The sequence below is a fragment of the Streptococcus sp. FSL W7-1342 genome (genome assembly GCF_037966635.1).
GTDB lineage: Bacteria > Bacillota > Bacilli > Lactobacillales > Streptococcaceae > Streptococcus > Streptococcus salivarius_D.
On the sequence record NZ_CP150200.1, the window covers coordinates 1952217 to 1975164 of the forward strand.

The window sequence follows — 22948 nt, forward strand, 5'->3', positions numbered from 1 at the left end:
GAGCATTGGTTTTAATTGAAAATCTCTTATTTTAGGGAGACTCTTTTGTAAAAATAACTAGTCAACATCTGATGACAAGAGTCCGCTCATAAAACGACCTCAGGCATTTCCCACCTCCACGCCCCATAGGCAAATGTGCTATAATAGAAGCTATGAACACAAAGATTTTAGACCAATTAGAATTTAACAAGGTCAAGGACCAGTTCACAGAATACCTGCAGACTGAACAGGCTCAGGCGGAGTTACGTGACTTGGTACCTATGACCAATCCAGAAAGAATTCAAAATCAATTTACAGAAATTCAAGAAATGGCTGAGATTTTCGTAGAGCACCATGGCTTTGCCATTGGTAGCTTGCGAGATATTTCTGAGCCTTTGCGTCGCTTGGAATTGGATGCTGACCTCAACATTCAGGAGCTTATTGCCATCAAGAAGGTGCTGCAAGCTTCAGCTGACCTTGGTCGCTTCTACGCTGACCTTGAAAATGTTGAGCTCGTCGCTCTTAAACGTCTTTTCGAAAAGATTGAGGCCTTCCCAAGTCTACAAGGCAGCCTTCAAAGTATCAATGATGGTGGTTTCATTGAACATTTTGCTAGCCCTGAGTTGCAGAATATCCGTCGTCAACTCAAATCTTGCGATGATGCCATTCGCCAGACCTTGCAAGACATTCTCAAGAAATCTGGTCACATGTTGGCTGAGAGTTTGATTGCTAGTCGTAATGGTCGTTCAGTGCTGCCTGTCAAAAATACCTACCGTAACCGTATTGCTGGGGTTGTGCATGACATCTCAAGCTCTGGAAACACAGTGTATATCGAGCCACGCGCCGTTATCCAACTTAACGAAGAAATTACACAATTACGTGCAGACGAACGCCATGAGATGGCCCGTATCCTGCATGAATTGTCTGATCAACTCCGTCCACAAGCTGCTGCTATCGCTAACAACGCTTGGATTTTGGGTCACATGGACTTTATTCGAGGAAAATACCTCTATCTCCAGGATAAAAAGGCAGTTATTCCAAAGATTAGTGACAACCAAACACTCCAACTCCTTAACGTTCGTCACCCTCTTTTGGTCAATCCAGTAGCCAACGATTTACGCTTTGATGAGGACCTCACAGCTATTGTCATCACCGGGCCCAATACCGGTGGTAAAACGGTCATGCTTAAAACTCTGGGATTAGCTCAACTGATGGCTCAATCTGGTCTTCCAATTTTGGCTGATAAGGGTAGTCGTGTAGCCATTTTCCAAGAGATTTTTGCGGACATCGGGGATGAACAGTCTATTGAACAGAGTTTGTCAACTTTCTCTAGTCACATGACCCACATTGTTGAGATTCTGGACGCTGCCGACAGCAACAGTCTTATCTTGGTCGATGAGCTTGGGGCTGGTACTGACCCTCAGGAAGGGGCTAGTCTAGCCATGGCAATCCTAGAGCACCTCCGTTTGAGTCAGATTAAGACCATGGCTACTACTCACTATCCTGAGCTTAAGGCCTATGGGATTGAGACGCAACATGTGGAAAATGCCAGCATGGAGTTTGACACAGCGACTTTAAGTCCTACCTATCGTTTTATGCAGGGAGTTCCTGGTCGCTCTAACGCCTTTGAGATTGCTCGCCGCCTCGGTTTGAATGAGATTATTGTCAAGGAAGCGGAAAACCTAACGGATACTGATAGTGATGTCAACCGTATCATCGAGCAACTTGAAGCCCAAACTGTGGAAACACAAAAACGTCTGGAGCACATCAAGAACGTTGAGCAGGAGAACCTTAAATTCAACCGTGCGGTCAAGAAACTCTATAATGAATTCTCCCATGAGTACGACAAGGAACTCGAAAAGGCTCAAAAAGAAATTCAAGAGATGGTGGATACAGCTTTGGCTGAGAGCGATAGTATTCTCAAAAATCTTCACGATAAGAGTCAACTCAAACCTCATGAAGTTATCGACGCCAAAGGAAAACTCAAGAAACTTGCCCCACAAGTGGACCTCTCTAAGAATAAAGTCCTTCGTAAGGCCAAGAAAGAAAAGGCTGCGCGTGCCCCTCATGTCGGAGATGATATCATCGTTACCGCCTATGGTCAACGTGGTACGCTTACCAGTCAAGCCAAAAATGGTAACTGGGAAGCCCAGGTAGGTCTCATCAAGATGACACTCAAGGCGGATGAATTCACTCTTGTTCGTGCCCAAGCAGAAGCCCAACAACCTAAGAAGAAACAGATTAACGTGGTTAAAAAAGCCAAAAAGTCATCTGGCGGTCCTCGTGCCCGTCTAGACCTTCGTGGGAAACGTTACGAAGAAGCCATGCAAGAGCTTGATGCCTTTATTGACCAAGCCCTACTTAATAACATGAGTCAGGTGGACATCATCCACGGTATTGGTACAGGTGTCATCCGTGATGCCGTTACCAAATATCTCCGCCGTCATCGCCATGTTAAAAGTTTTGAATATGCCCCACAGAGTGCTGGTGGTTCCGGATGTACCATTGCAACCTTAGGGTAAATATAGTTAAGAAAGACTGAGACCTTGTGTCCGGTCTTTTTCATATCCTACCAAAACAAAGAACAAAAAAGTCTCCCTTAATCAAGGAAGACTTCTATTTTCTATATCACACTTGTCCACAAATGCTGGATAATCTGACTAACTGGAAAATAGCCATTAATCAAGATACGTAAAACCCAGCTCGATGACAAGAGCGTTTGAATGTTATTCATGGGAACAGTCGCAAGAATATTCCCCAACATAGTCAAAGGCACAAGACTCACTAAGGTGGCCAAGACCCCGCCCACCACTTGGTAACATCTCTGATCAAGTCGCTCAATTCTCACAAAATGGAAGAAAATACCAAGAAAGCGTAAGCCATAATAGGCTATACAGTAGATAGCAAAATAAGCAACGCCCGCATAATAGACACGGTCAAGTGAAAAGATGTTCTGATCTTTAAAGAAAGCTATACTAGCATCTTTGGTTGGATTGGTATAAGGTACCCAAAGATTGATAGCCTCTCCTAGCGACCGGTAGAAATAGGCCGCCACACACATGGCGATAATGACTGAAACCAAGTAATAAGCTTGCATAAAGAGGCCTCGACGGTAGCCAATGTAGAAATTCCAAGCCATAATGGCTAAGACAAGGAGTCCAATCATGCGTCATCCTCATCGTCATTTGTAGCTGTCGCCTTAACCTTGAGTTGCTCAAGTTGCTTAGCTCTCAACGTTTCCAACTCTTTTTCCATATCTTCAACTTGAATTTCGCGTTCCAACTGAGTCGACAAAGAATTGATAGCCATTAGGATAGCGATTGTTTCATTGTCAGCATTTTTCATCTGCTCTTTGATAATTTTATATTTCTCGTGGGTAACACGCTCAACCTCTTCCATGAAAAGGTTGTCCTTATCAGTTGTTAGCGTGAGGTTCTTCTCTCCAAAATGAAATTTGTAACGGTTCTTATTTGCCATTTGCTTGTTAGCTGCCAATCAATGGTGGTCGCGGATTCGCCACCGCAGCTTCTCCTTATTTTATTGCTTTTATATCGCCATTTGTTAGCAAGATTCAGACACTTACTCTGAGGCGTGTTCGATACTTAAATGCCAACCCATTTTCTCTAATTGTGGAAAAAAGAGCATGGTTAGGCATTCTCTTTCTAATCATTATATCCTAAATTTTAACTTTCGTAAATTTTAGACTTTGCACTTCTCTAGAAAAATAATTTTCAGGGATTTCGAGTCTGTAAAATATCTACCAATTCTCCTTTTTTGTGCTAAAATAGATTTCATGGGCACAATCGTATTAAAAATGACAGCAGAGCAGATTTCGACACTCCAAAAGGACCTGGCAAACTATGCAACTGCGACTAAAAATCCTTATGCAAGTTTTTCAGCCAAGGTCGATGGAATAAGTGTCATCGCCTATACTTCAGGAAAGGTAACTTTCCAAGGAGCTAAGCCAGAAGTCTTGGCTAGCCGTTTTGGATACCAAGCTGAACCTAAGCATTCACCTGATGGGCAAAACCTAGCCCTAATTGGATCAGACGAAGTCGGAAATGGCTCCTATTTTGGTGGTCTAGCTGTTGTAGCTAGTCTAGTTACCCCGGCTGACCATGTCTTTTTGAAATCTCTTGGGGTCGATGATTCTAAAAATCTTAATGATATCAAGATTCGTCAGATTGCACCTATATTGGAGGAGAAAATTCCTCACAAGGCACTCCTTCTTTCGCCTAGAAAGTACAATGAAGTGGTTGGAGACGGTAAGAGTCATAATGCTGTGTCCGTTAAAGTAGCTCTCCACAATCAGGCTATCTTTCTATTGTTACAATCAGGTGCTAAACCAGATAAGATTGTCATTGATGCCTTCACCAGTGAGAAAAATTATCAAAAATACCTCAGGAATGAAGGCAATCGCTTTGACTTTCCTATTACTTTAGAAGAAAAGGCTGAAGGGAAATACTTAGCTGTCGCGGTGAGCTCTATCATCGCTCGCAATCTCTTCCTGGAAAATTTGGACAAACTCAGCCAAGAGGTTGGCTACACCCTTCCTTCAGGTGCTGGTGCTAAATCTGACCAGGTGGCAACTAAGCTTCTTCAAGCCTACGGAGATCAGGCTCTCCAAGCTACTGCTAAATATCATTTCGCCAATACCAAAAAAGCCTACCAACGCTTAAAATAACCCTGAAAGGCCTTAACTATGAAAAACAAATGGACCCAATACTTCCTCATTTTACTTCGTGAATGGGGACTCTTTATCCTCTTTATCACATTTTTCCTTTTGACTCGCCTCTTCCTTTGGCTCCCTGTCCAAGTTGACGGCCACTCAATGGATCCTACTCTAGCCAATAATCAACGTGTTATCGTTTTGAAACACACATCCATTGAACGCTTCGATATTGTCGTTGCCAAGGAAGTCGAAGACGGTAAGACGAAACAAATCGTCAAACGTATCATCGGTATGCCAGGTGATACCATTACCTATCAAAACGATAAACTTACTGTCAACGGTAAAGAAGTCAAGGAAGAATACCTCAAAGAATTCCAAACTGCCTTTGCCAAGGATAAGCTACAAAAAGAATATGCTTACAACGATGACAAGAGCAAGAGTAGCTACTTCCAACAACTAGCTAAGGATGCCAAGGCTTTTACAACCAATGCTGACGGCAACACGACCTTCTCTGTCACTGTTCCTGAAGGCAAATATTTCCTACTTGGAGACAACCGTATTGTTTCCAAAGATAGTCGAGTAGTTGGTTACTTTGACAAGAGTGCTCTTGTAGGGGAAGTTAAATTCCGCTTCTGGCCACTCTGGCCACTTAATAAAATTGGTACTGTTGAGGACAACTAAAAACACTGAATAAGATAAGGTTGGGGAAACCCAGCCTTATTATGTATCTAGGAAAAACACATGCAAGAATTTTATTTTTCAGGAACTATCGAACGCGTCATTTTCGAAAACGCTAGTAATTTTTTCCGTATTCTACTCTTAGAAATTGACGAAACAGACAGTGATTTTGAGGACTATGAAATCATTGTTACAGGAACCATGGGAGATGTCATGGAAGGTGAAGATTATACCTTCTGGGGTCAGCTAACCAATCATCCCAAATATGGTGAACAACTCCAAATGACGCGCTACGAACGGTCAAAACCTTCTGCCAGCGGTCTTATCAAGTATTTCGCCAGCGACAATTTTAAGGGGATTGGTAAGAAAACAGCTGAGCGTATTGTCGAGATTTATGGTGAAGACCCTATTGACAAGATTCTCGAGGATCCTAGCAAGTTAGAACAGATTCCTAACCTTTCAAAGGTAAACCGAGAAGCCTTCGTTGCAAAGTTAAAAATTAACTATGGAACCGAGCAAATCTTGTCCAAACTTTCCAGCTATGGACTCACACCAAAAGCTGCCTCACAAATTTTCAACCAATATAAGGAAGAATCGCTCAATCTTATCGAAGAACACCCTTATCTCTTGGTAGAGGAAGTTCAAGGAATCGGATTTAAAATAGCTGACCAACTAGCCGAACGCCTAGGGATTGCTAGTGATGCTCCTGAGCGTTTACGAGCTGCCTTGATTCATTGTCTGCTAGAAGCCAGTATGGAAGAAGGCGACACCTATATCGAAGCCAAAGCCTTGCTTGAACGAACTATCATCCTTTTGGAAAGTGCTCGTCAGATTGAACTTGACCCCGCCTTAGTCGCGAAGGAATTAACCAATCTCATCCAAGAGGATAAAGTGCAAAATATAGAAACTAAAATCTTTGATAATACCCTTTATTTTGCGGAACAGGGCATCTATACCCACCTAACTCGTATCATGAAAGACCAACCTGACATCAGTGCAGAGGACAAAATCCAAGCAAGTCTTGAAGAGGTGGAAGAGGAACTTGGTATTACTTATGATAAGGTTCAAAAAGATGCCATTATCAACGCCCTACAAAGCAAGGTCTTCATCCTGACAGGTGGTCCCGGGACAGGTAAAACCACCGTTATTAACGGAATCATTAAAACTTATACCGACCTTCATGGTCTAGATCTCAAAAAGTCTGATTTGCCTATTATTTTAGCGGCACCAACAGGACGGGCTGCTCGTCGGATGAACGAACTCACCCAACTCCCTAGCGCCACTATCCATAGACATTTGGGCCTCAATAGCGAGGACGATTTCAAGACCTTGGAGGACTATCTCGATTGCGACTTGATTATCATCGATGAGTTTTCTATGGTTGATACTTGGTTGGCTAATCAACTTTTTGAAAGTATCTCTGATTCAACCCAAGTCATCATTGTGGGTGACCAAGACCAACTGCCTTCCGTAGGCCCTGGCCAGGTCTTGGCTGACCTTTTGCAGATTGATGACTTGCCTAAGGTTTCTCTGACCAAAATTTTCAGACAATCCGAGGACTCCACCATCGTTACCTTAGCTAGCCAGATGCGCCAAGGTCAACTACCTGCTGATTTCACAGAGAAAAAGGCTGACCGCTCTTACTTTGAGGCCAATGCCAACCATATTCCACAGATGGTTCCTAAAATTGTCTCTGCCGCTATAAAGAGCGGGATTGCTGCTCAGGATGTGCAGATTTTAGCCCCCATGTACCGAGGACAGGCTGGAATTAACAATCTCAATACCATTATGCAGGACCTACTTAATCCTCAAGAAAAGGCCAATCAGTTTGCCTTTAATGATATTTTCTTCCGTAAGAACGACAAAATTCTCCATCTGGTCAACGATACCGAACTCAATGTCTTCAATGGCGATATCGGAATCATTACTGATCTCATCCCTGATAAATATACTGAAAGCAAGCAGGACGAAATTTACATGTCCTTTGATGGCAATGAGGTTATCTATCCTCGTAACGAATGGAATAAGATTACTCTGGCCTATGCCATGTCAATCCACAAATCTCAAGGGAGTGAGTTCCCAGTCGTTATCCTTCCCATCACACGACAAAGTGGACGTATGCTACAACGCAACCTCATCTACACCGCTATCACACGCGCCAAGAGTAAACTAGTCATGTTAGGGGAAATCGCAGCCTTTGATTATGCCGTTCGCAACGAGGGAGCTAAACGAAATACTTATCTCATCCAACGTTTTGAACAAACTTATACACAAGCTGTTGATAAGTCTGTCGAAAAGATTGTTAAAAACGAGGCAACAGAGGCACCCGATCAAACAAAAACGAAAAACAACGATCCCTCAGAAACCCTTGAAAACAAAGACTTTTCGGAAAATATCAATCTATCCCAAGATCTTGTTAACACTTATTCACAACCTGTGGATAAGTCTGTTAACAAACCTGTGCAAACAGAAGAAAACTATCGCTTAACTGAAGAAAATTGGGCAACTATAGATCCAATGATTGGGCTCAGTGAAGACGATATTGCTGCCTTTTTTAACAATAACTAAAAAAGACTTGGAAAGCGACTCACTAAGAGCAACTCCAAGTCTTTTCATTTGCTAAAATACGAAACGAATCAGGGCCATAGATATTATACCGACGATTACTGCATAGAGCAGATTTTTGCTCTTAAAGGCTACAATTACCGTTGGCACAGTAGCCAGGATTTCCATCCACTTAAACTGTGGCAAGTGACCAATCTTCTCAGTCGTGAGACTAGAGAGAATCAGAGCAAAGAGGATAGAAACTGGTAAGTAGTGCAAAAATCGAACAACGATATCTGGTAGCCCCTTGTATTTCACTAAAACAAAGGGAAGCACACGAGGAACCCAGCTGACCAAAAAACCAAGTAGAATAGCAACGAGAATAAACTTATTGACGGCCATCACACATCACCCCCACACTACATCCAACCAAAGTAGCCACTAAAACAGCCAAAGATTCCGACAAGATGACACTAAAGCTCAGATAAGCCACAGCAATAGATAGTAAAATCAAGAGGAGCTTACGCACGCCTTCCCCTAACAAGGCATCAATCTGACTACTCAACAAACCAATAAACATGGCAATCAAAGCAAAATCCAAACCAAATAGCTCAGGATTAGGAATCATGGAACCAATCAAACAACCAATAACTGATGATACAATCCAAACCAAATAGCTGAAAATATTGTTACCATGCATCCAGTTAGCAGGAATATCTTTATGATGCACATATTCTCCCAACAAGACACCATAACTTTCATCCGTAATCAGACTACCAATTCCCAGCTGATTCCAGAGACTTGTTTTTGTAAAAATCGTCGTTGCATGTAAACTCATCAACATGTTACGCAAATTAACCAAGAAAACAGTCAAGGTTAACTCACCTAGACCAGCTCCTGCAACTACTAAGGCACACATGGCAAACTGGGCCGAGCCACCATAGACCAAGGCACACATGAGGCCAACCTCAAGGGCTGATAGACCCGAAGCAGCTGCTACAACACCAAAGGCTAGGCCAATAGCTACATAGCCTAAAGCTGTCGGTACCGCGGCTTTTACACCTAAACGAAAGTCAGACACACTCAATTCCTTTCTAAAGGAACCTCTTACCAAACTAGTAAGAGGCTCTTCTTATTCTTCAAATCCTGCAAAGGCTAGACTTGGTTTTGCATTCAAGTCCAACTCAGCAAAATGTTTTTGATCACATTCAATAGCGGCTGCTAGAGCAATCATACCAGCATTGTCACCACAGAGACGTAAAGGCGGAATAACCACATCTACATCTGTGATTTCTTCAGCCAAACGTTCACGTAATCCTTGATTAGCTGCCACACCACCTGCAACAACAAGTGTCTTGACAGGATAACGCTCCAAGGCTTTCTTAGTCTTAGCTAGGAGAATATCCAACACAGCAGCTTGGAAAGAAGCACAAAGGTCTTCTTTGACTAGAACTTCTCCCTTCTGTTCTGCATTGTGATGCAAATTGATGAAAGCTGACTTCAGGCCTGAAAATGAAAACTCCAAGTGGTCTTCCTTAATCATAGCGCGTGGAAAATCATAAACATCTTTCCCTTTATGAGCTAACTCATCAATTTCACGCCCAGCTGGGTAGGTCAAACCCATCACACGCCCGACCTTGTCATAGGCTTCACCAACTGCATCATCACGTGTCTCACCAACAATCTTGTAATTCCCCGGTTCTGACACATAAACCAACTCTGTGTGTCCCCCAGACACCAAAAGTGCTAAGAGGGGATATTCCAATTCTTTAACCTCACGCGCTGCCATAAGATGCCCAGCCATATGGTTAACTGGAATCAAAGGCAATCCGTGTGCCCAAGCGAAGGCCTTAGCCGCTGCCATCCCGACCAAGAGCGCCCCGACCAAACCAGGACCATAGGTTACCGCTACAGCATCTAGTTGTTCAGCAGTAATTCCCGCCTCAGAAAGGGCATCTTTAATGCAAAGAGTCACCACTTCCACATGATGACGACTAGCCACCTCAGGAACAACACCACCAAACCGTTTATGGCTTTCCACCTGACTGGCAATAATATTACTTAAAAGTTCTTTCTCATTTTTCAAAACGGCAACTGAAGTCTCATCACATGAACTCTCCACTGCCAAAATATATCTATCTGCCATTAGACTTCCTCTCGCCTCATGATAACTGCATCTTCTTGAGGCTCATGATAATAATTTTTCCGAATCCCTAGACTTTCAAAACCAAATTTTCTATAAAGTGTCTGAGCGACTTGATTTGAAGCCCTCACTTCTAGAAATATAGGCTCACTACGCTCTTCCAAATGCTTCATCAGCTGACTAGCATAACCACGCCCCTGATAAGCTTTTAAAACGGCGATATTGGTCACCTCGAGCTCACCCACCAAATTTTGAAGGGCTAAAAAACCAACAACTTCTTCCTGATCATAAACATAGAAATACTCCGTCGTATCCAAAGCCAAGTCTGCTACCACTTGTTCTATCGTCCACGGAGATTTGTCATAAACATCCGACAAAATCTGATAAATCAGTTGAGCTTGCTCATGGCTACTCAATCTAGACGCGCTTGATGTAGTTGTCACGGTTAGTCTCCTCATGCGTCTTAAGCCAATTCTCCTCCGCCTCAACTCGCTTCAAGTAATGTGGAACAAAAGCATCCACATCAACAGAAGGCAAGGACAAGCCTAAACGACCAATTAACTGGGCAGACGGAAGGCTGGACAAGATAGTTGCTTCTGGAAGGCTTTCCTTAATCTGATCCACAAAATTAGCCACTTCACCGACAAATGTCACCTTTTCAAAAGTTTTAGCTTGCTCCAGAACATCTACAAAAGATGCATGGCAATCTGGGACGAGGGCCTGACCATTTTCATAAAAACCAACGTAAACATTATTACGACGGGCATCCATGATAGGAATCACAACACCGTCAACCGAAAGGTCTGTCAGTGCCTGTAGGCTTGAAACTCCCACCAAATCAATGTCAAGGGCATAAGCTAAAGTCTTAGCTGTTGCGACAGCCACACGAAGCCCTGTGTAGGATCCAGGACCCTGTGCAACCACAATACGTTCTAAATCAGACGGTTGCCAGCCTGCCTGAGCAACTAAAAAATCAATGGTTGGCATTAGACTAATACTGTGGTTCTTTTTTACTGTGACAGTTGACTCTGCCACTAGTTTCTCATCTTCTAACAAGGCTACTGATAAAGCTGTGCTAGAAGTATCAAATGCTAATATTTTCATCTTTTTTCCTTGTTTCCTTTTATGCTTTTCTATTATAACACAAGTCACTGTTTCCCAGAAACGAACATTTTCCAACTTTTTCCGCCATTTTCTTTATCTAGCCCCTATCTTATGGTACAATAATAATAATTGTTAAACGAATCAAGGCTACTAGCTATTACTCATAAAGTGAATATCATAACGTCAAGTAAATCATAGAAAGATTAACTTGACCGGTTTTTTTATAGAATGGCAGAGCCTTTTGGAAAGAAAGGAAAACCATGATTTATAAAGTCTTTTACCAAGAAACTAAAGAGCGTAATCCACGCCGTGAACAGACAAAATCACTCTACCTAGATATTGATGCAGAAACTGAACTTGAGGGACGTATCCAAGCTCGTCAAATCATCGAAAAAAACACTGCCTATAACATCGAATTCATCGAGCTCCTTTCAGAAAAAGCCCTTGAATACGAAAAAGAAACAGGCGTTTTTGAAGTAACGGAGTTCTAAGACCATGGCATCAAAAATCAATCTAAAACCTGAAGAAGTTGGGGTTTATGCGATTGGTGGTTTGGGGGAAATCGGTAAAAATACCTATGGTATTGAATACCAAGATGAGATTATCATCGTCGATGCGGGTATTAAATTCCCCGAGGATGATCTTCTCGGAATCGACTATGTTATCCCGGACTATTCTTACATCGTTGAAAACGTTGATCGTGTAAAGGCACTAGTCATTACCCATGGTCACGAAGACCATATTGGTGGGATCCCCTTCCTTCTTAAACAGGCAAATATCCCAATTTATGCAGGACCACTTGCTCTTGCTCTTATCAAAGGAAAATTGGAAGAACACGGACTACTTCGTGATGCACAACTCTATGAAATTAATGCTAATACAGAGCTTACTTTCAAAAATATGAGCGTGACCTTCTTCCGCACTACTCACTCAATTCCAGAACCTCTCGGTATTGTCATCCATACACCTCAAGGTAAAATTGTTTGTACCGGTGACTTTAAGTTTGACTTCACCCCAGTAGGTGAGCCAGCAGACCTTCACCGTATGGCTGCACTTGGTGAAGAAGGCGTCCTTTGCCTCCTCTCAGACTCAACCAATGCTGAAGTACCAACTTTCACAAATTCCGAGAAGGTCGTTGGTCAATCCATCATGAAAATTATTGAAGGCATCCACGGACGTATTATCTTCGCCTCATTTGCCTCAAACATTTTCCGTCTGCAACAAGCTGCCGAAGCCGCTGTAAAAACTGGCCGTAAGATTGTTGTCTTCGGACGTTCTATGGAAAAAGCCATCGTCAATGGGGTTGAACTAGGCTACATCAAAGTTCCAAAAGGAACTATCATTGACCCTAGTGAGATGAAAAACTACCATGCCAGTGAGATTCTTATCATGTGTACTGGTTCTCAAGGAGAGCCTATGGCAGCCCTTGCACGTATCGCTAATGGGATGCACCGCCAAGTGACACTGCAACCTGGTGACACTGTTATCTTCTCATCTAGCCCTATCCCAGGAAACACAACTAGCGTTAACCGCTTGATTAATACTATTCAAGAAGCTGGTGTCGATGTTATCCACGGTAAAATCAACAATATCCATACCTCTGGACACGGTGGTCAACAAGAGCAAAAACTCATGCTTCGTTTGATCAAACCAAAATTCTTCATGCCTGTTCACGGTGAATACCGCATGCAGAAAGTTCACGCAGGCCTTGCTGTTGATTGTGGCGTTCCAAAAGATAATATCTTCATTATGGAAAATGGTGATGTCTTAGCCCTAACAAAAGACTCTGCTCGTCGTGCAGGTCACTTCAATGCCCAAGATATCTACGTTGATGGTAATGGTATTGGCGATATCGGAGCGACCGTTCTTCGTGACCGTCGTGATCTCTCTGAAGATGGTGTCGTACTTGCCGTAGCAACTGTTGACTTCAAGTCTAAGATGATTCTAGCTGGTCCAGACATCCTCAGTCGTGGCTTCATCTATATGCGTGAATCTGGCGATCTTATCCGTGAGAGCCAACGCATTCTATTCAATGCTATTCGTATCGCTCTTAAGAATAGGGATGCTAGCATCCAATCCGTTAATGGTGCTATCGTCAATGCTTTACGCCCATTCTTATATGAAAAAACAGAACGTGAACCAATCATTATTCCAATGATTCTCACACCTGATAAATAAAAAAATGGTAGCTGGATGGCTACCATTTTTTAAGTTTAAATACAGTCTGGAGCACAACCCTTCCAGCAAGTAAAAAAAGCGTTTATAACGCTTTTTTCATTTTATGCACCTGGATAAATGTAAGATACTGAACCTGGTGTAGTTGAGTTTTGTGGGTCAAACCAACCACGATAGTTATTGATTTGTTGTTGACCTTGATAATTTGACTCCAAGATTTGAATTTGACCATCTTGATCAACTTGTGTTACATAACCAACGTGACCATAACCACCATCAGTCCAACATACAATTGATCCTGTCACAGGTGTTGAACCTACAGCATAACCTTGGCTAGCAGCGCTTCCTGCCCAATCGCCACCATTACCCCACCAGTTACTTACCCATGGAGCAACTTCCTTAACACCCCATGTACATTGACCAACTGGGTAACGATTCCAAGTAGCATCTGAATCAGTAGCTGTTACCTCTGAAGAAGAAGCTTCTGTCGTTTCCTCAACTGCTGTCGTAGCACCTGAAACTTCCAAGCTTCCACCAGGAACAATTGTTGACCAAATAGTCATGCCATTTTCAGCTGCCAATTGATAAGGATCTACCCCATACTGACTAGCAATCCCGAAGAATGAATCTCCATTTTGAACTGTATAAGTATCAGCATTAACTGTTTGTGCGACTGTAAGACCGAGCAATAATGCACTTGAGGCTGCTACCAAAGCAGCTTTTTTTGTAGTTTTCATATTTCCCCCTGAATAAGATTAATATAAAATTAGTTTAACACTCACATATTTTAATGCGATTAAGGGTGAATAAAGAAATATGACAAAAGAAAACAGCTCAGTTAAAACTACGTAATTTGTCCAAGAACTTAATGAATTTAAAAGAAAAAGAAAACCAGGCATAACCTGATTTTCAAATTTAATTTCTTAATAAATATCCAAGTAGTTATCAATTTCCCATTGTGAAACAAAGGTAGCATAGCTTGCCCATTCCATACGTTTCGCATCAAGGAAGTTAGTATAGATATGATTACCCAAAGCTTGACGAACCACTTCATCTGTTTCCAATGCTTTAAGAGCGTTACGAAGTGTTGATGGCAAATCAATAATACCTGCTTCTTTACGTTCTTCAGGAGACATTGAGTAGATATTTGTTTCAACTGGATCTGGAGCATCAATCTTGTTGATAATACCATCAAGACCAGCTTCCAAAAGAACAGCAAGTGCCAAGTATGGGTTTGCCATTGGGTCTACTGAACGCAATTCCAAACGTGTACCCATACCACGAGACGCAGGAACGCGGATCAATGGTGAACGGTTGCTACCTGCCCATGCAATATATACAGGAGCTTCGTATCCAGGAACCAAACGTTTGTAAGAGTTCACTGTTGGGTTAATAATTGCAGTATAGTTGTATGCATGTTTCATCAAACCACCAAGGAAGTAGTAAGCATCTTGAGACAATTGCATACCACGTGGATCCTCTGGATCAAAGAATGCATTTCCTTCTTCAGTGAAGAGAGACATGTTACAGTGCATACCGCTACCAGCAATACCATATTTAGGTTTCGCCATAAATGTCGCATAAAGACCATGTTTACGAGCGATTGTCTTAACAACCAATTTGAAAATTTGGATATTATCACAAGCCTTCAAAACATCTGTATACTTGAAGTCGATTTCATGTTGACCAACCGCCACTTCGTGGTGAGATGCTTCAACATCAAATCCCATTTCTGTCAAGACATTAACGATTTCACGACGTGTATTGTCTGCAAGGTCAGTTGGTGCAAGGTCAAAATAACCACCTTTATCGTTAACTTCAAGCGTAGGATTACCTTGTTCATCTAATTTGAAAAGGAAGAATTCTGGTTCTGGTCCAAGGTTAAATGATTTATAACCAACTTCTTCCATATGACGCAAAGCCTTTTTCAAGTTACCACGAGGGTCACCGGCAAATGGTTCACCTGCAGAAGTATAGATATCACAAATAAGACCAGCTACTGCACCATTTTCATCACCCCAAGGGAAAACTGTCCACGTATCAAGATCTGGGTAAAGATACATATCAGATTCGTTGATACGAACAAATCCCTCGATTGATGAACCATCAAACATAGCTTTATTTGAAAGTACCTTATCCAACTGTTCATCTGTCGCAGGAATTTCAACGTTCTTCATAACACCAAGAATATCAGAGAACATTAAACGCAAGAAAGTAACATTCTTCTCTTTGACTTCGCGACGAATATCAGCTGCTGTGATTGCCATAATAGGGGTCTCCTTTATAAAAACCAAAAATAAAAGTTCAAAGCGTAATTAGATACGCAAGTTACCAAATTGTTGTGACGGGGTCGTAAAACGGCCTTGCTGAAGGAGTTCATCATGCAAGATACGTCGAACGTCCGCATCTGTTAAAGCCGCTTGTTTTTGTTGGGCACGAACTTCACGCTCTTCGTACTCATGCTTAATCGCTGCAATATTGTAACCATCATCCAAAAAATCTTTGATTTCCAATAAACGATCCATATCATTTAATGAGTACATACGACGATTTCCAGCTGTACGTTCAGGTTGAATTAAACCTTGATCTTCATAGTAACGAATTTGACGAGCAGTTAAATCCGTCAATTTCATAACTGTTCCAATCGGAAAAACAGCTAGAGAACGCCTTAATTCTTTCTCTCTTGCCATGATCATCCTCCTTTCCTAACAATTATATTCTGAATATTTCTACATGTCAACAGTTTATGTTACTTTTTCTTACACAATGAGTAATTCCCGAACATTATATTGTATATTCGCTCTAATTTAAGGATTTTATCAAAAAAACATAAAAAATAGAGTTCAATAGAACCCTATCATTCTTATTTTAAGTGTTTAAGTAACCAACCATAATCATAATTAACAAGGATTGCTATAAAGACTCCACAGAAAGTTTCAAAGACTCGAGCAATAACATAAGTGAAGGTATTATCAGGTGGAATAGACAAGGTAATAATCAAAAGTGCAGCCACCCCTCCAATAACACCAGATGCATTATTAAAGGACACATTAATGATAATCGTCAGCATTGTCAAAATTGGAACCAATAGCAAGGTCACCCAAACTGAATGATTAAACCACATATTCACAAAGTAAAATAATAGCGACAAAAGCCCTCCAACCGTATTCGCAAAAATACGTGATTTACCAAACTGAATACTTCTGTCAAAGTTTTCTCGAAGACTAAAGACTGCTGTCAAACAACCAATCTGAAGCCCTTCCCAGCCTAAAGCAGAAAAAAGACCTAAAACTAGAAAGACAGCAATCCCCGTCTTAAGTGTACGCATACCAAATTTAAATTTTTTCGGTTCAAATTTCAATCCCATTTTACTATTTTAACATGATTATGAAACTTTTGGCTACTTCTACAGTATTATGCCGTAAAGTTCAAACTAATAATCGCAATTTTTTGAGAGAAATTTACTTCCCAATAATAGTTTTAGCCTCTATCAAACAAATACTCAATGAGATAACACAAAAAAGAGTTGGTTTCCCAACTCTTTTCATTCTAATAGACTTATTTATCAGTAAGTGCAGCCAATCCTGGAAGTTCTTTACCTTCAAGAAGTTCCATAGAAGCACCACCACCAGTAGAGATCCATGAGAATTTATCTGCACGTCCAAGGTTGATTGCTGCGGCAGCTGAGTCACCACCACCGATGATTGATTTAACGCCTGGTTGTTTCACGATAGCGTCCATCACACCGATTGTACCAGCTTGGAAGTCAGGGTTTTCAAATACACCCATAGGACCATTCCATACAACTGTTTTCGCACCAGTCAAGGCTTTATCGAATTCAGCAATTGATTTAGGACCGATATCCAAACCAAGGAAACCTGGGTCTACTGCTTCACCTTCAGTGTCTTTCACTTCAGTGTAGTCAGCAAATGCATTAGCTTCTTTTGAGTCAACTGGCAAGATCAATTTACCGTTTGATTTTTCAAGAAGAGCTTTAGCAACATCAAGTTTATCTTCTTCTACAAGTGAGTTACCGATTTCGATACCTTGTGCTTTGTAGAATGTGTAAGTCATACCACCACCGATAAGAACTTTATCAGCTTTTGCAAGAAGGTTTTCGATAACACCAATCTTATCAGATACTTTAGAACCACCAAGGATAGCTACGAATGGACGTTCTGGAGTTTCAACTGCTTCTTTGATGTAAGCAATTTCGTTTTCAAGAAGGAAACCAGCAACAGCTTTATCAACGTTTGCTGAGATACCAACGTTAGATGCGTGTGCACGGTGAGCTGTACCGAATGCATCGTTTACGAAGATACCATCTCCAAGTGATGCCCAGTATTTACCAAGTTCAGGATCATTTTTAGATTCTTTCTTGCCATCAACATCTTCAAAACGAGTGTTTTCAACCAAGAGAACTTGTCCATCTTCAAGAGCGTTAACAGCTGCTTCCAATTCAGCACCACGTGTAACACCTGGGATAAATTTAACGTCTTGACCCAATTTAGCAGCCAAGTCAGCAGCTACAGGAGCAAGTGATTTGCCTTCTTTATCAGCTTCTTCTTTTACACGTCCAAGGTGAGAGAAGAGGATTGCACGTCCACCTTGTTCAAGGATGTACTTGATAGTTGGAAGGGCAGCAGTGATACGGTTATCGTTAGTAATCACGCCATCTTTTACAGGTACGTTGAAGTCAACACGAACGAGAACTTTTTTCCCTTTCAAGTCAACATCTTTAACAGTCAATTTAGCCATTTGATCAGACTCCTTAATTTTTTAATACGTTTTCATTATATCACAAAATGCATAAAAGAGATAGCAAAATCAGAAGGATTTCTAGCTTATTGCTAGTATGAGGCATTTAGCATATAATCTAAATAGAAAGGTCGAATATCCATGAAAAAACAGCTAAATAAAATTCAGAAAAAAGCTAATCAGGATTTACATATAATCCTCATACTTACACTTATTCCTCTTTTCTTCTTTCTTACCTTTAAACAAACTCTCGTTTCCTATATTAACCAAACCTCAGTCTCATTATGGACACGTTTAATCCTATTAGCCAGTTTGCAATTTGCCATTGCAGTTTTTGAAACGCCCTTTAACTTGCTTCAAAAGAGCCTTATTTTCTGTCTTGAATTGTCAAATTAAGTGCATACTTTCCCCATAGAATACTTCATAAGGTGTTTTCCAGTTAAGACATTTTCGTGGCCTATTATTAAGTTTGTTCTCCCATAGCTGAATAGTCTGATCATCAACCAATGTTAGATCACTACCCTTTGGAAAATATTCTCTAAGTAATCCATTCGTGTTCTCATTGGTTCCTCGTTGCCATGGAGCATGAGGGTCAGGAAAATAGACTTCAATGTTCAATTGATCACTCAATTTCTGATGATACGTGAATTCTTTCCCTCTATCAGGAGTTACTGTATACTTCGTCAAGGGTTCTAACAGTTTTACCATAGCTTCTATTACCAACTTGCTTTTCTTAACAGCTACCTTTTTGATTTTTAGAAAACGAGAATAACGGTCTGTTAGAGTCACTAAACAAGCTTTTCCAGTTTTACCTGCAACAGTATCGGCTTCCCAATCTCCTATTCTAGTTCGATTATTAGCTTCTTCTGGTCTTTCGTGAATTGTATGAGAAATGGATATTTTCCCTCTATTTTCAACATGACCTTTAGTATGACGTGTTTTCCCACGATGACGAAGTTTACGAATGACACCACGAGCACCATGAGATAGTGAGTTATCATCAAAATGACCTCTGTAAATGGCTCTATAGATTGTTTGATAACTAATAACAGTTTTTCCATACTCTATTCGCAACCGACCTTCTATTTCTTCAGGAGACCATTGGTAATCGAGAAATAGATGTTTGACGGTATTGCTTAAATTGTGATCTATTTCAAGCATACGTTTTCGTCCACAGTGTGATTTAGCCCTATGGTAAGATTCCTGTGCATGACTTGGAGAATAGCTTCCTTCTTTTAGATGCCGCTTCCACTCACGACTAATACTAGATGGATGACGATGAAGTAACTTAGCAATTTGAGAAAAATTTAGGCCTTGCGTACGGTAAATGAGAATACTTTCACGCTCGTCTATGGTAAAATGATGGTAGCTCATAAGATTTCCTTTCGTAACTAGTTCGTTCAATTCTATTTTACTAGAAAATCTTATGAGTTTTTATTGTGCACTTATATTGTATATTCAAGGTACAAAAAAAGAAGAGCCTAAGCTCTTCTTAATATACTATTGAATTATTTAGCAATTTTTGCGAAGTATTCAAGAGTACGTACAAGTTGTGAAGTGTATGACATTTCATTGTCGTACCATGACACAGTTTTAACCAATTGATGTCCATCAACAGTTTGAACTTTAGTTTGAGTTGCGTCAAACAATGAACCGAATGACATACCAACAACGTCAGAAGATACGATTGGATCTTCAGTGTAACCGTAAGATTCGTTAGCAGCTGCTTTCATTGCTGCGTTAACTTCATCAACAGTTACTTCTTTGTTAAGGACTGAAACCAACTCAGTTACAGAACCTGTTGGAACTGGAACACGTTGAGCAGCACCGTCAAGTTTACCGTTCAATTCAGGGATAACCAAACCGATAGCTTTAGCAGCACCAGTTGAGTTAGGAACGATGTTAGCAGCACCAGCACGAGCACGACGCAAATCACCTTTACGGTGTGGTCCATCAAGGATCATTTGGTCTCCAGTGTAACCGTGGATAGTAGTCATCAAACCTTGTTTAACACCAAAGTTATCTTGCAATGCTTTAGCCATTGGTGCCAAACAGTTAGTTGTACATGAAGCACCTGAAATAACTGTTTCAGTACCATCAAGTGTATCGTGGTTAGTGTTGAATACAATTGTTTTAACATCGCTTCCACCAGGAGCAGTGATAACAACTTTCTTAGCACCACCATTAGCGTGCAAGTGTTTTTCAGCAGCTGCTTTAGTTGCAAAGAAACCAGTTGCTTCAAGAACGATTTCTACACCGTCACTAGCCCAGTCAATTTGTTCTGGATCACGTTCAGCAGAAACCTTAACGAATTTACCGTTAACTTCAAATCCACCTTCTTTTACTTCAACAGTTCCGTTGAAACGACCTTGAGTTGTGTCATATTTCAACAAATGTGCAAGCATTGTAGGATCTGTAAGGTCATTGATGCGTGTAACTTCAACACCTTCTACGTTTTGGATACGACGGAAAGCAAGACGACCAATACGACCGAAACCGTTAATACCAACTTTAACTACCATTAGTGATTTCCTCCTTATGAAAATCAATTAAATATAATTTTGAGAGCAAGCTCTCCCTATTGTGAAAAGATTAACTTGAGCGCTTTCAATCTAACCTTTCAACAGTCATATTATATAATTTTTTTCAAAAAATTGCAAATAGAAAAGGCACTTACTTTCATAAGTACCTTAACTTTTATATGTGCTAATTAAGCTTCACCAGAGTTTTTCTTGATGATTTCTTCTTGAACTGATTTAGGAACATCTTCATAGTGGTCAAATACCATCATGAATGTACCACGTCCTTGAGTTGCAGAACGAAGTGTTGTTGCATAACCGAACATTTCAGCAAGTGGAACGTAAGCACGAACGATTTGGCTGTTACCGTGTGCTTCCATACCATCAACACGTCCACGACGAGCTGTAACGTGACCCATAACATCACCAAGGTTTTCTTCAGGAACAGTGATTGTTACAAGCATCATTGGTTCAAGAATAGTTGGTTGTGCAGTCTTAGCAGCTTCTTTAAGCGCAAGAGATGCAGCGATCTTGAAGGCAGTTTCAGATGAATCGACATCGTGGTATGAACCATCGTAAAGTTTAGCTTTGATGTCAACCATTGGGTATCCAGCAAGGACACCGTTAGCCATAGATTCTTCCAATCCTTTTTCTACTGCAGGGATGAATTCACGTGGAACCACACCACCGACGATAGCATTTTCGAATTCGAAACCTTTACCTTCTTCATTTGGAGTAAATTCAATCCAAACATCACCAAACTGACCTTTACCACCAGATTGACGTTTGAAGAATCCACGTGCTTGTGTTCCAGCACGGAATGTTTCACGGTAAGATACTTGTGGAGCACCAACGTTTGCTTCAACTTTGTGTTCACGTTTCAAACGGTCAACAAGGACATCAAGGTGAAGTTCACCCATACCAGAGATAACTGTTTCACCAGTTTCAGGGTTAGTTTCAACACGGAATGTTGGATCTTCTTCGGCAAGTTTTTGAAGACCGATACCCATCTTATCTTGGTCAGCTTTAGTCTTAGGCTCAACCATCAATTGGATAACTGGTTCTGGAACTTCGATTGACTCAAGAATAACTTTAGCTTTTTCATCAGTCAATGAGTCACCAGTTGTAGTATCTTTCAAACCGATAGCAGCAGCGATATCACCAGCGTATACTTGTTCAATTTCTTGACGGCTGTTAGCGTGCATTTGAAGGATACGTCCGATACGTTCACGTTTACCTTTAGATGTGTTCATTACATATGAACCTGATTGAAGGATACCTGAGTAAACACGGATAAATGTCAAACGACCTACAAATGGGTCAGTCATGATCTTGAAGGCAAGAGCTGCAAATGGCTCATCATCAGATGCTGGACGAGTTTCTTCTTCGTCTGTATCTGGGTTGATACCTTTGATTGCAGGGATATCAAGTGGACTTGGAAGATAATCGATAACCGCATCAAGCATCAATTGAACACCTTTGTTCTTGAAGGCAGAACCACAAAGAACTGGGAAGAATTCAACGTTGATTGTTGCACGACGGATAGCTGCTTTCAATTCCTCGTTAGTGATTTCTTCACCTTCAAGGTATTTCATCATCAAATCTTCGTCAGTTTCAGCAACTGCTTCGATCAATTTTTCACGGTATTCGTTTGCTTGATCAACGTAATCAGCTGGAATATCTTCTTCAAGAATATCTGTACCAAGGTCATTAGTATAGATTTCAGCTTTCATTTTAATCAAGTCAATGATACCACGGAAATCATCTTCAGCACCGATTGGCAATTGGATTGGGTGTGCGTTTGCTTGAAGACGATCGTGAAGTGTGCTTACTGAGTAAAGGAAGTCTGCACCGATTTTATCCATTTTGTTGGCAAATACGATACGTGGAACACCATACTCAGTTGCTTGACGCCAAACTGTTTCAGTTTGAGGTTCTACACCTGATTGTGAGTCAAGAACGGTTACGGCACCATCCAATACACGAAGTGAACGTTGTACTTCGATTGTGAAGTCCACGTGTCCTGGTGTATCGATGATGTTAACGCGGTGACCATCCCATTGTGCTGTTGTAGCGGCAGATGTGATTGTGATACCACGTTCTTGTTCTTGCTCCATCCAGTCCATTTGTGATGCACCTTCGTGAGTTTCACCGATTTTGTGGATTTTACCAGTGTAGTAAAGGATACGCTCTGTTGTAGTTGTTTTACCGGCATCGACGTGGGCCATGATACCGATATTACGAGTTTTTGCAAGTGAAAATTCGCGTGCCATTAGGTTCATTCTCCTATAAATATTTTAGTTTACTTATTTATTATAACATTATTGTCAAAAAACGGATAGGCAGGACCTACCCGTTTTTTCACTAATATTTAAC

Annotated in this window: 21 protein-coding genes; 6 read left to right on the forward strand and 15 right to left on the reverse strand. The window is 41.1% G+C overall.

What is annotated here, in order from left to right; translation table 11 throughout:
- Positions 1 to 152 precede the first annotated feature (152 nt).
- Positions 153 to 2501: an endonuclease MutS2 gene (locus NSQ79_RS09035; RefSeq protein WP_164332238.1), complete on the forward strand. Its 2349-nt coding sequence runs from the start codon at positions 153 to 155 to the stop codon at positions 2499 to 2501.
- 101 nt (positions 2502 to 2602) lie between these two features.
- On the opposite strand, the gene NSQ79_RS09040 is transcribed toward NSQ79_RS09035, so the two are convergent.
- Positions 2603 to 3145 (reverse strand): CvpA family protein, encoded by a 543-nt coding sequence (locus tag NSQ79_RS09040; RefSeq protein ID WP_164332239.1) that lies wholly within the window; start codon positions 3143 to 3145, stop codon positions 2603 to 2605.
- Positions 3142 to 3456: a V-type ATPase 116kDa subunit family protein gene (locus NSQ79_RS09045; RefSeq protein WP_164332240.1), complete on the reverse strand. Its 315-nt coding sequence runs from the start codon at positions 3454 to 3456 to the stop codon at positions 3142 to 3144. Before NSQ79_RS09045 ends, NSQ79_RS09040 begins: the two co-directional genes overlap by 4 nt.
- 316 nt (positions 3457 to 3772) lie before the next feature.
- Here NSQ79_RS09045 and rnhC point away from each other — a divergent pair, with 316 nt between their 5' ends.
- Genes rnhC through NSQ79_RS09060 form a run of 3 tightly spaced genes read left to right on the forward strand, consistent with a single transcriptional unit; the run spans position 3773 to position 7897 of the window.
- Positions 3773 to 4663, forward strand: coding sequence for a ribonuclease HIII (gene rnhC / locus NSQ79_RS09050; RefSeq protein WP_049527811.1), 891 nt, complete (start codon positions 3773 to 3775; stop codon positions 4661 to 4663).
- An 18-nt stretch (positions 4664 to 4681) separates the two neighbouring features.
- Entirely contained in the window at positions 4682 to 5332 is a 651-nt protein-coding gene (lepB, locus tag NSQ79_RS09055) for a signal peptidase I (RefSeq protein WP_049527808.1), read from the forward strand.
- A gap of 60 nt (positions 5333 to 5392) precedes the next feature.
- Entirely contained in the window at positions 5393 to 7897 is a 2505-nt protein-coding gene (locus NSQ79_RS09060; protein ID WP_049527805.1) for an ATP-dependent RecD-like DNA helicase, read from the forward strand.
- Positions 7898 to 7948: 51 nt separating this feature from the next.
- Here NSQ79_RS09060 and NSQ79_RS09065 read toward each other — a convergent pair whose 3' ends face one another.
- From NSQ79_RS09065 to tsaB, 5 genes are read right to left on the reverse strand one after another with little or no spacing between them, the layout of a single operon-like run.
- Complete coding sequence (locus tag NSQ79_RS09065) at positions 7949 to 8275, reverse strand: AzlD domain-containing protein (RefSeq protein ID WP_049527803.1); 327 nt, start codon at positions 8273 to 8275, stop codon at positions 7949 to 7951.
- Entirely contained in the window at positions 8262 to 8954 is a 693-nt protein-coding gene (locus tag NSQ79_RS09070) for an AzlC family ABC transporter permease (protein ID WP_002884750.1), read from the reverse strand. The genes NSQ79_RS09065 and NSQ79_RS09070 overlap by 14 nt, the downstream gene beginning before the upstream one ends.
- Positions 8955 to 9005: 51 nt before the next feature.
- Entirely contained in the window at positions 9006 to 10019 is a 1014-nt protein-coding gene (gene tsaD, locus NSQ79_RS09075) for a tRNA (adenosine(37)-N6)-threonylcarbamoyltransferase complex transferase subunit TsaD (RefSeq protein WP_049527802.1), read from the reverse strand.
- A complete protein-coding gene (rimI, locus tag NSQ79_RS09080; RefSeq protein WP_164332241.1) occupies positions 10019 to 10474 on the reverse strand; it encodes a ribosomal protein S18-alanine N-acetyltransferase in 456 nt (151 codons plus the stop codon). The genes tsaD and rimI overlap by 1 nt, the downstream gene beginning before the upstream one ends.
- On the reverse strand, positions 10434 to 11120 hold the full coding sequence (gene tsaB / locus NSQ79_RS09085) for a tRNA (adenosine(37)-N6)-threonylcarbamoyltransferase complex dimerization subunit type 1 TsaB (RefSeq protein WP_013991204.1): 687 nt from the start codon (positions 11118 to 11120) through the stop codon (positions 10434 to 10436). The genes rimI and tsaB overlap by 41 nt, the downstream gene beginning before the upstream one ends.
- Positions 11121 to 11380: 260 nt before the next feature.
- Between tsaB and NSQ79_RS09090 the strand changes: the two genes are divergently transcribed.
- Both NSQ79_RS09090 and NSQ79_RS09095 read left to right on the forward strand, forming a co-directional pair.
- Positions 11381 to 11611 (forward strand): DNA-dependent RNA polymerase subunit epsilon, encoded by a 231-nt coding sequence (locus NSQ79_RS09090; protein ID WP_002884752.1) that lies wholly within the window; start codon positions 11381 to 11383, stop codon positions 11609 to 11611.
- A gap of 4 nt (positions 11612 to 11615) precedes the next feature.
- The gene (locus NSQ79_RS09095) at positions 11616 to 13298 is read left to right on the forward strand and encodes a ribonuclease J (RefSeq protein WP_164332242.1); all 1683 of its coding nucleotides are present in this window, start codon (positions 11616 to 11618) and stop codon (positions 13296 to 13298) included.
- Between the two features lie 101 nt (positions 13299 to 13399).
- Here NSQ79_RS09095 and NSQ79_RS09100 read toward each other — a convergent pair whose 3' ends face one another.
- From NSQ79_RS09100 to fusA, 8 genes are all read right to left on the reverse strand, one after another.
- Positions 13400 to 14032, reverse strand: coding sequence for a CHAP domain-containing protein (locus NSQ79_RS09100; RefSeq protein WP_013991205.1), 633 nt, complete (start codon positions 14030 to 14032; stop codon positions 13400 to 13402).
- A gap of 186 nt (positions 14033 to 14218) precedes the next feature.
- Positions 14219 to 15562 (reverse strand): type I glutamate--ammonia ligase, encoded by a 1344-nt coding sequence (gene glnA / locus NSQ79_RS09105; protein WP_002884322.1) that lies wholly within the window; start codon positions 15560 to 15562, stop codon positions 14219 to 14221.
- A gap of 48 nt (positions 15563 to 15610) precedes the next feature.
- Entirely contained in the window at positions 15611 to 15985 is a 375-nt protein-coding gene (locus NSQ79_RS09110) for a MerR family transcriptional regulator (protein WP_004183576.1), read from the reverse strand.
- A gap of 173 nt (positions 15986 to 16158) precedes the next feature.
- Complete coding sequence (locus tag NSQ79_RS09115; protein ID WP_049527791.1) at positions 16159 to 16662, reverse strand: aromatic acid exporter family protein; 504 nt, start codon at positions 16660 to 16662, stop codon at positions 16159 to 16161.
- A gap of 191 nt (positions 16663 to 16853) precedes the next feature.
- The gene (locus NSQ79_RS09120; RefSeq protein WP_002884739.1) at positions 16854 to 18053 is read right to left on the reverse strand and encodes a phosphoglycerate kinase; all 1200 of its coding nucleotides are present in this window, start codon (positions 18051 to 18053) and stop codon (positions 16854 to 16856) included.
- A 387-nt stretch (positions 18054 to 18440) separates the two neighbouring features.
- Entirely contained in the window at positions 18441 to 19427 is a 987-nt protein-coding gene (locus NSQ79_RS09125) for an IS30 family transposase (RefSeq protein ID WP_339313578.1), read from the reverse strand.
- Between the two features lie 134 nt (positions 19428 to 19561).
- Positions 19562 to 20575 carry a type I glyceraldehyde-3-phosphate dehydrogenase gene (gene gap / locus NSQ79_RS09130; protein WP_013991208.1) on the reverse strand — a complete coding sequence of 338 codons (1014 nt, stop codon included), beginning with the start codon at positions 20573 to 20575 and terminating at the stop codon, positions 19562 to 19564.
- A 188-nt stretch (positions 20576 to 20763) separates the two neighbouring features.
- Positions 20764 to 22845, reverse strand: coding sequence for an elongation factor G (gene fusA / locus NSQ79_RS09135; protein ID WP_002884537.1), 2082 nt, complete (start codon positions 22843 to 22845; stop codon positions 20764 to 20766).
- Positions 22846 to 22948 lie beyond the last annotated feature (103 nt).

Bases quoted from the DNA above. Each gene is read 5' to 3' on its own strand.
- NSQ79_RS09045 (WP_164332240.1), bottom strand. From the start codon at position 3,456: ATGGCAAATAAGAACCGTTACAAATTTCATTTTGGAGAGAAGAACCTC.
- NSQ79_RS09090 (WP_002884752.1), top strand. From the start codon at position 11,381: ATGATTTATAAAGTCTTTTACCAAGAAACTAAAGAGCGTAATCCACGC.
- NSQ79_RS09060 (WP_049527805.1), top strand. From the start codon at position 5,393: ATGCAAGAATTTTATTTTTCAGGAACTATCGAACGCGTCATTTTCGAA.
- NSQ79_RS09040 (WP_164332239.1), bottom strand. From the start codon at position 3,145: ATGATTGGACTCCTTGTCTTAGCCATTATGGCTTGGAATTTCTACATT.
- NSQ79_RS09100 (WP_013991205.1), bottom strand. From the start codon at position 14,032: ATGAAAACTACAAAAAAAGCTGCTTTGGTAGCAGCCTCAAGTGCATTA.
- tsaB (WP_013991204.1), bottom strand. From the start codon at position 11,120: ATGAAAATATTAGCATTTGATACTTCTAGCACAGCTTTATCAGTAGCC.
- rnhC (WP_049527811.1), top strand. From the start codon at position 3,773: ATGGGCACAATCGTATTAAAAATGACAGCAGAGCAGATTTCGACACTC.
- lepB (WP_049527808.1), top strand. From the start codon at position 4,682: ATGAAAAACAAATGGACCCAATACTTCCTCATTTTACTTCGTGAATGG.
- NSQ79_RS09125 (WP_339313578.1), bottom strand. From the start codon at position 19,427: ATGAGCTACCATCATTTTACCATAGACGAGCGTGAAAGTATTCTCATT.
- NSQ79_RS09095 (WP_164332242.1), top strand. From the start codon at position 11,616: ATGGCATCAAAAATCAATCTAAAACCTGAAGAAGTTGGGGTTTATGCG.
- NSQ79_RS09065 (WP_049527803.1), bottom strand. From the start codon at position 8,275: ATGGCCGTCAATAAGTTTATTCTCGTTGCTATTCTACTTGGTTTTTTG.
- fusA (WP_002884537.1), bottom strand. From the start codon at position 22,845: ATGGCACGCGAATTTTCACTTGCAAAAACTCGTAATATCGGTATCATG.
- glnA (WP_002884322.1), bottom strand. From the start codon at position 15,562: ATGGCAATCACAGCAGCTGATATTCGTCGCGAAGTCAAAGAGAAGAAT.
- NSQ79_RS09120 (WP_002884739.1), bottom strand. From the start codon at position 18,053: ATGGCTAAATTGACTGTTAAAGATGTTGACTTGAAAGGGAAAAAAGTT.
- gap (WP_013991208.1), bottom strand. From the start codon at position 20,575: ATGGTAGTTAAAGTTGGTATTAACGGTTTCGGTCGTATTGGTCGTCTT.
- NSQ79_RS09110 (WP_004183576.1), bottom strand. From the start codon at position 15,985: ATGGCAAGAGAGAAAGAATTAAGGCGTTCTCTAGCTGTTTTTCCGATT.
- rimI (WP_164332241.1), bottom strand. From the start codon at position 10,474: ATGAGGAGACTAACCGTGACAACTACATCAAGCGCGTCTAGATTGAGT.
- tsaD (WP_049527802.1), bottom strand. From the start codon at position 10,019: ATGGCAGATAGATATATTTTGGCAGTGGAGAGTTCATGTGATGAGACT.
- NSQ79_RS09115 (WP_049527791.1), bottom strand. From the start codon at position 16,662: ATGGGATTGAAATTTGAACCGAAAAAATTTAAATTTGGTATGCGTACA.
- NSQ79_RS09035 (WP_164332238.1), top strand. From the start codon at position 153: ATGAACACAAAGATTTTAGACCAATTAGAATTTAACAAGGTCAAGGAC.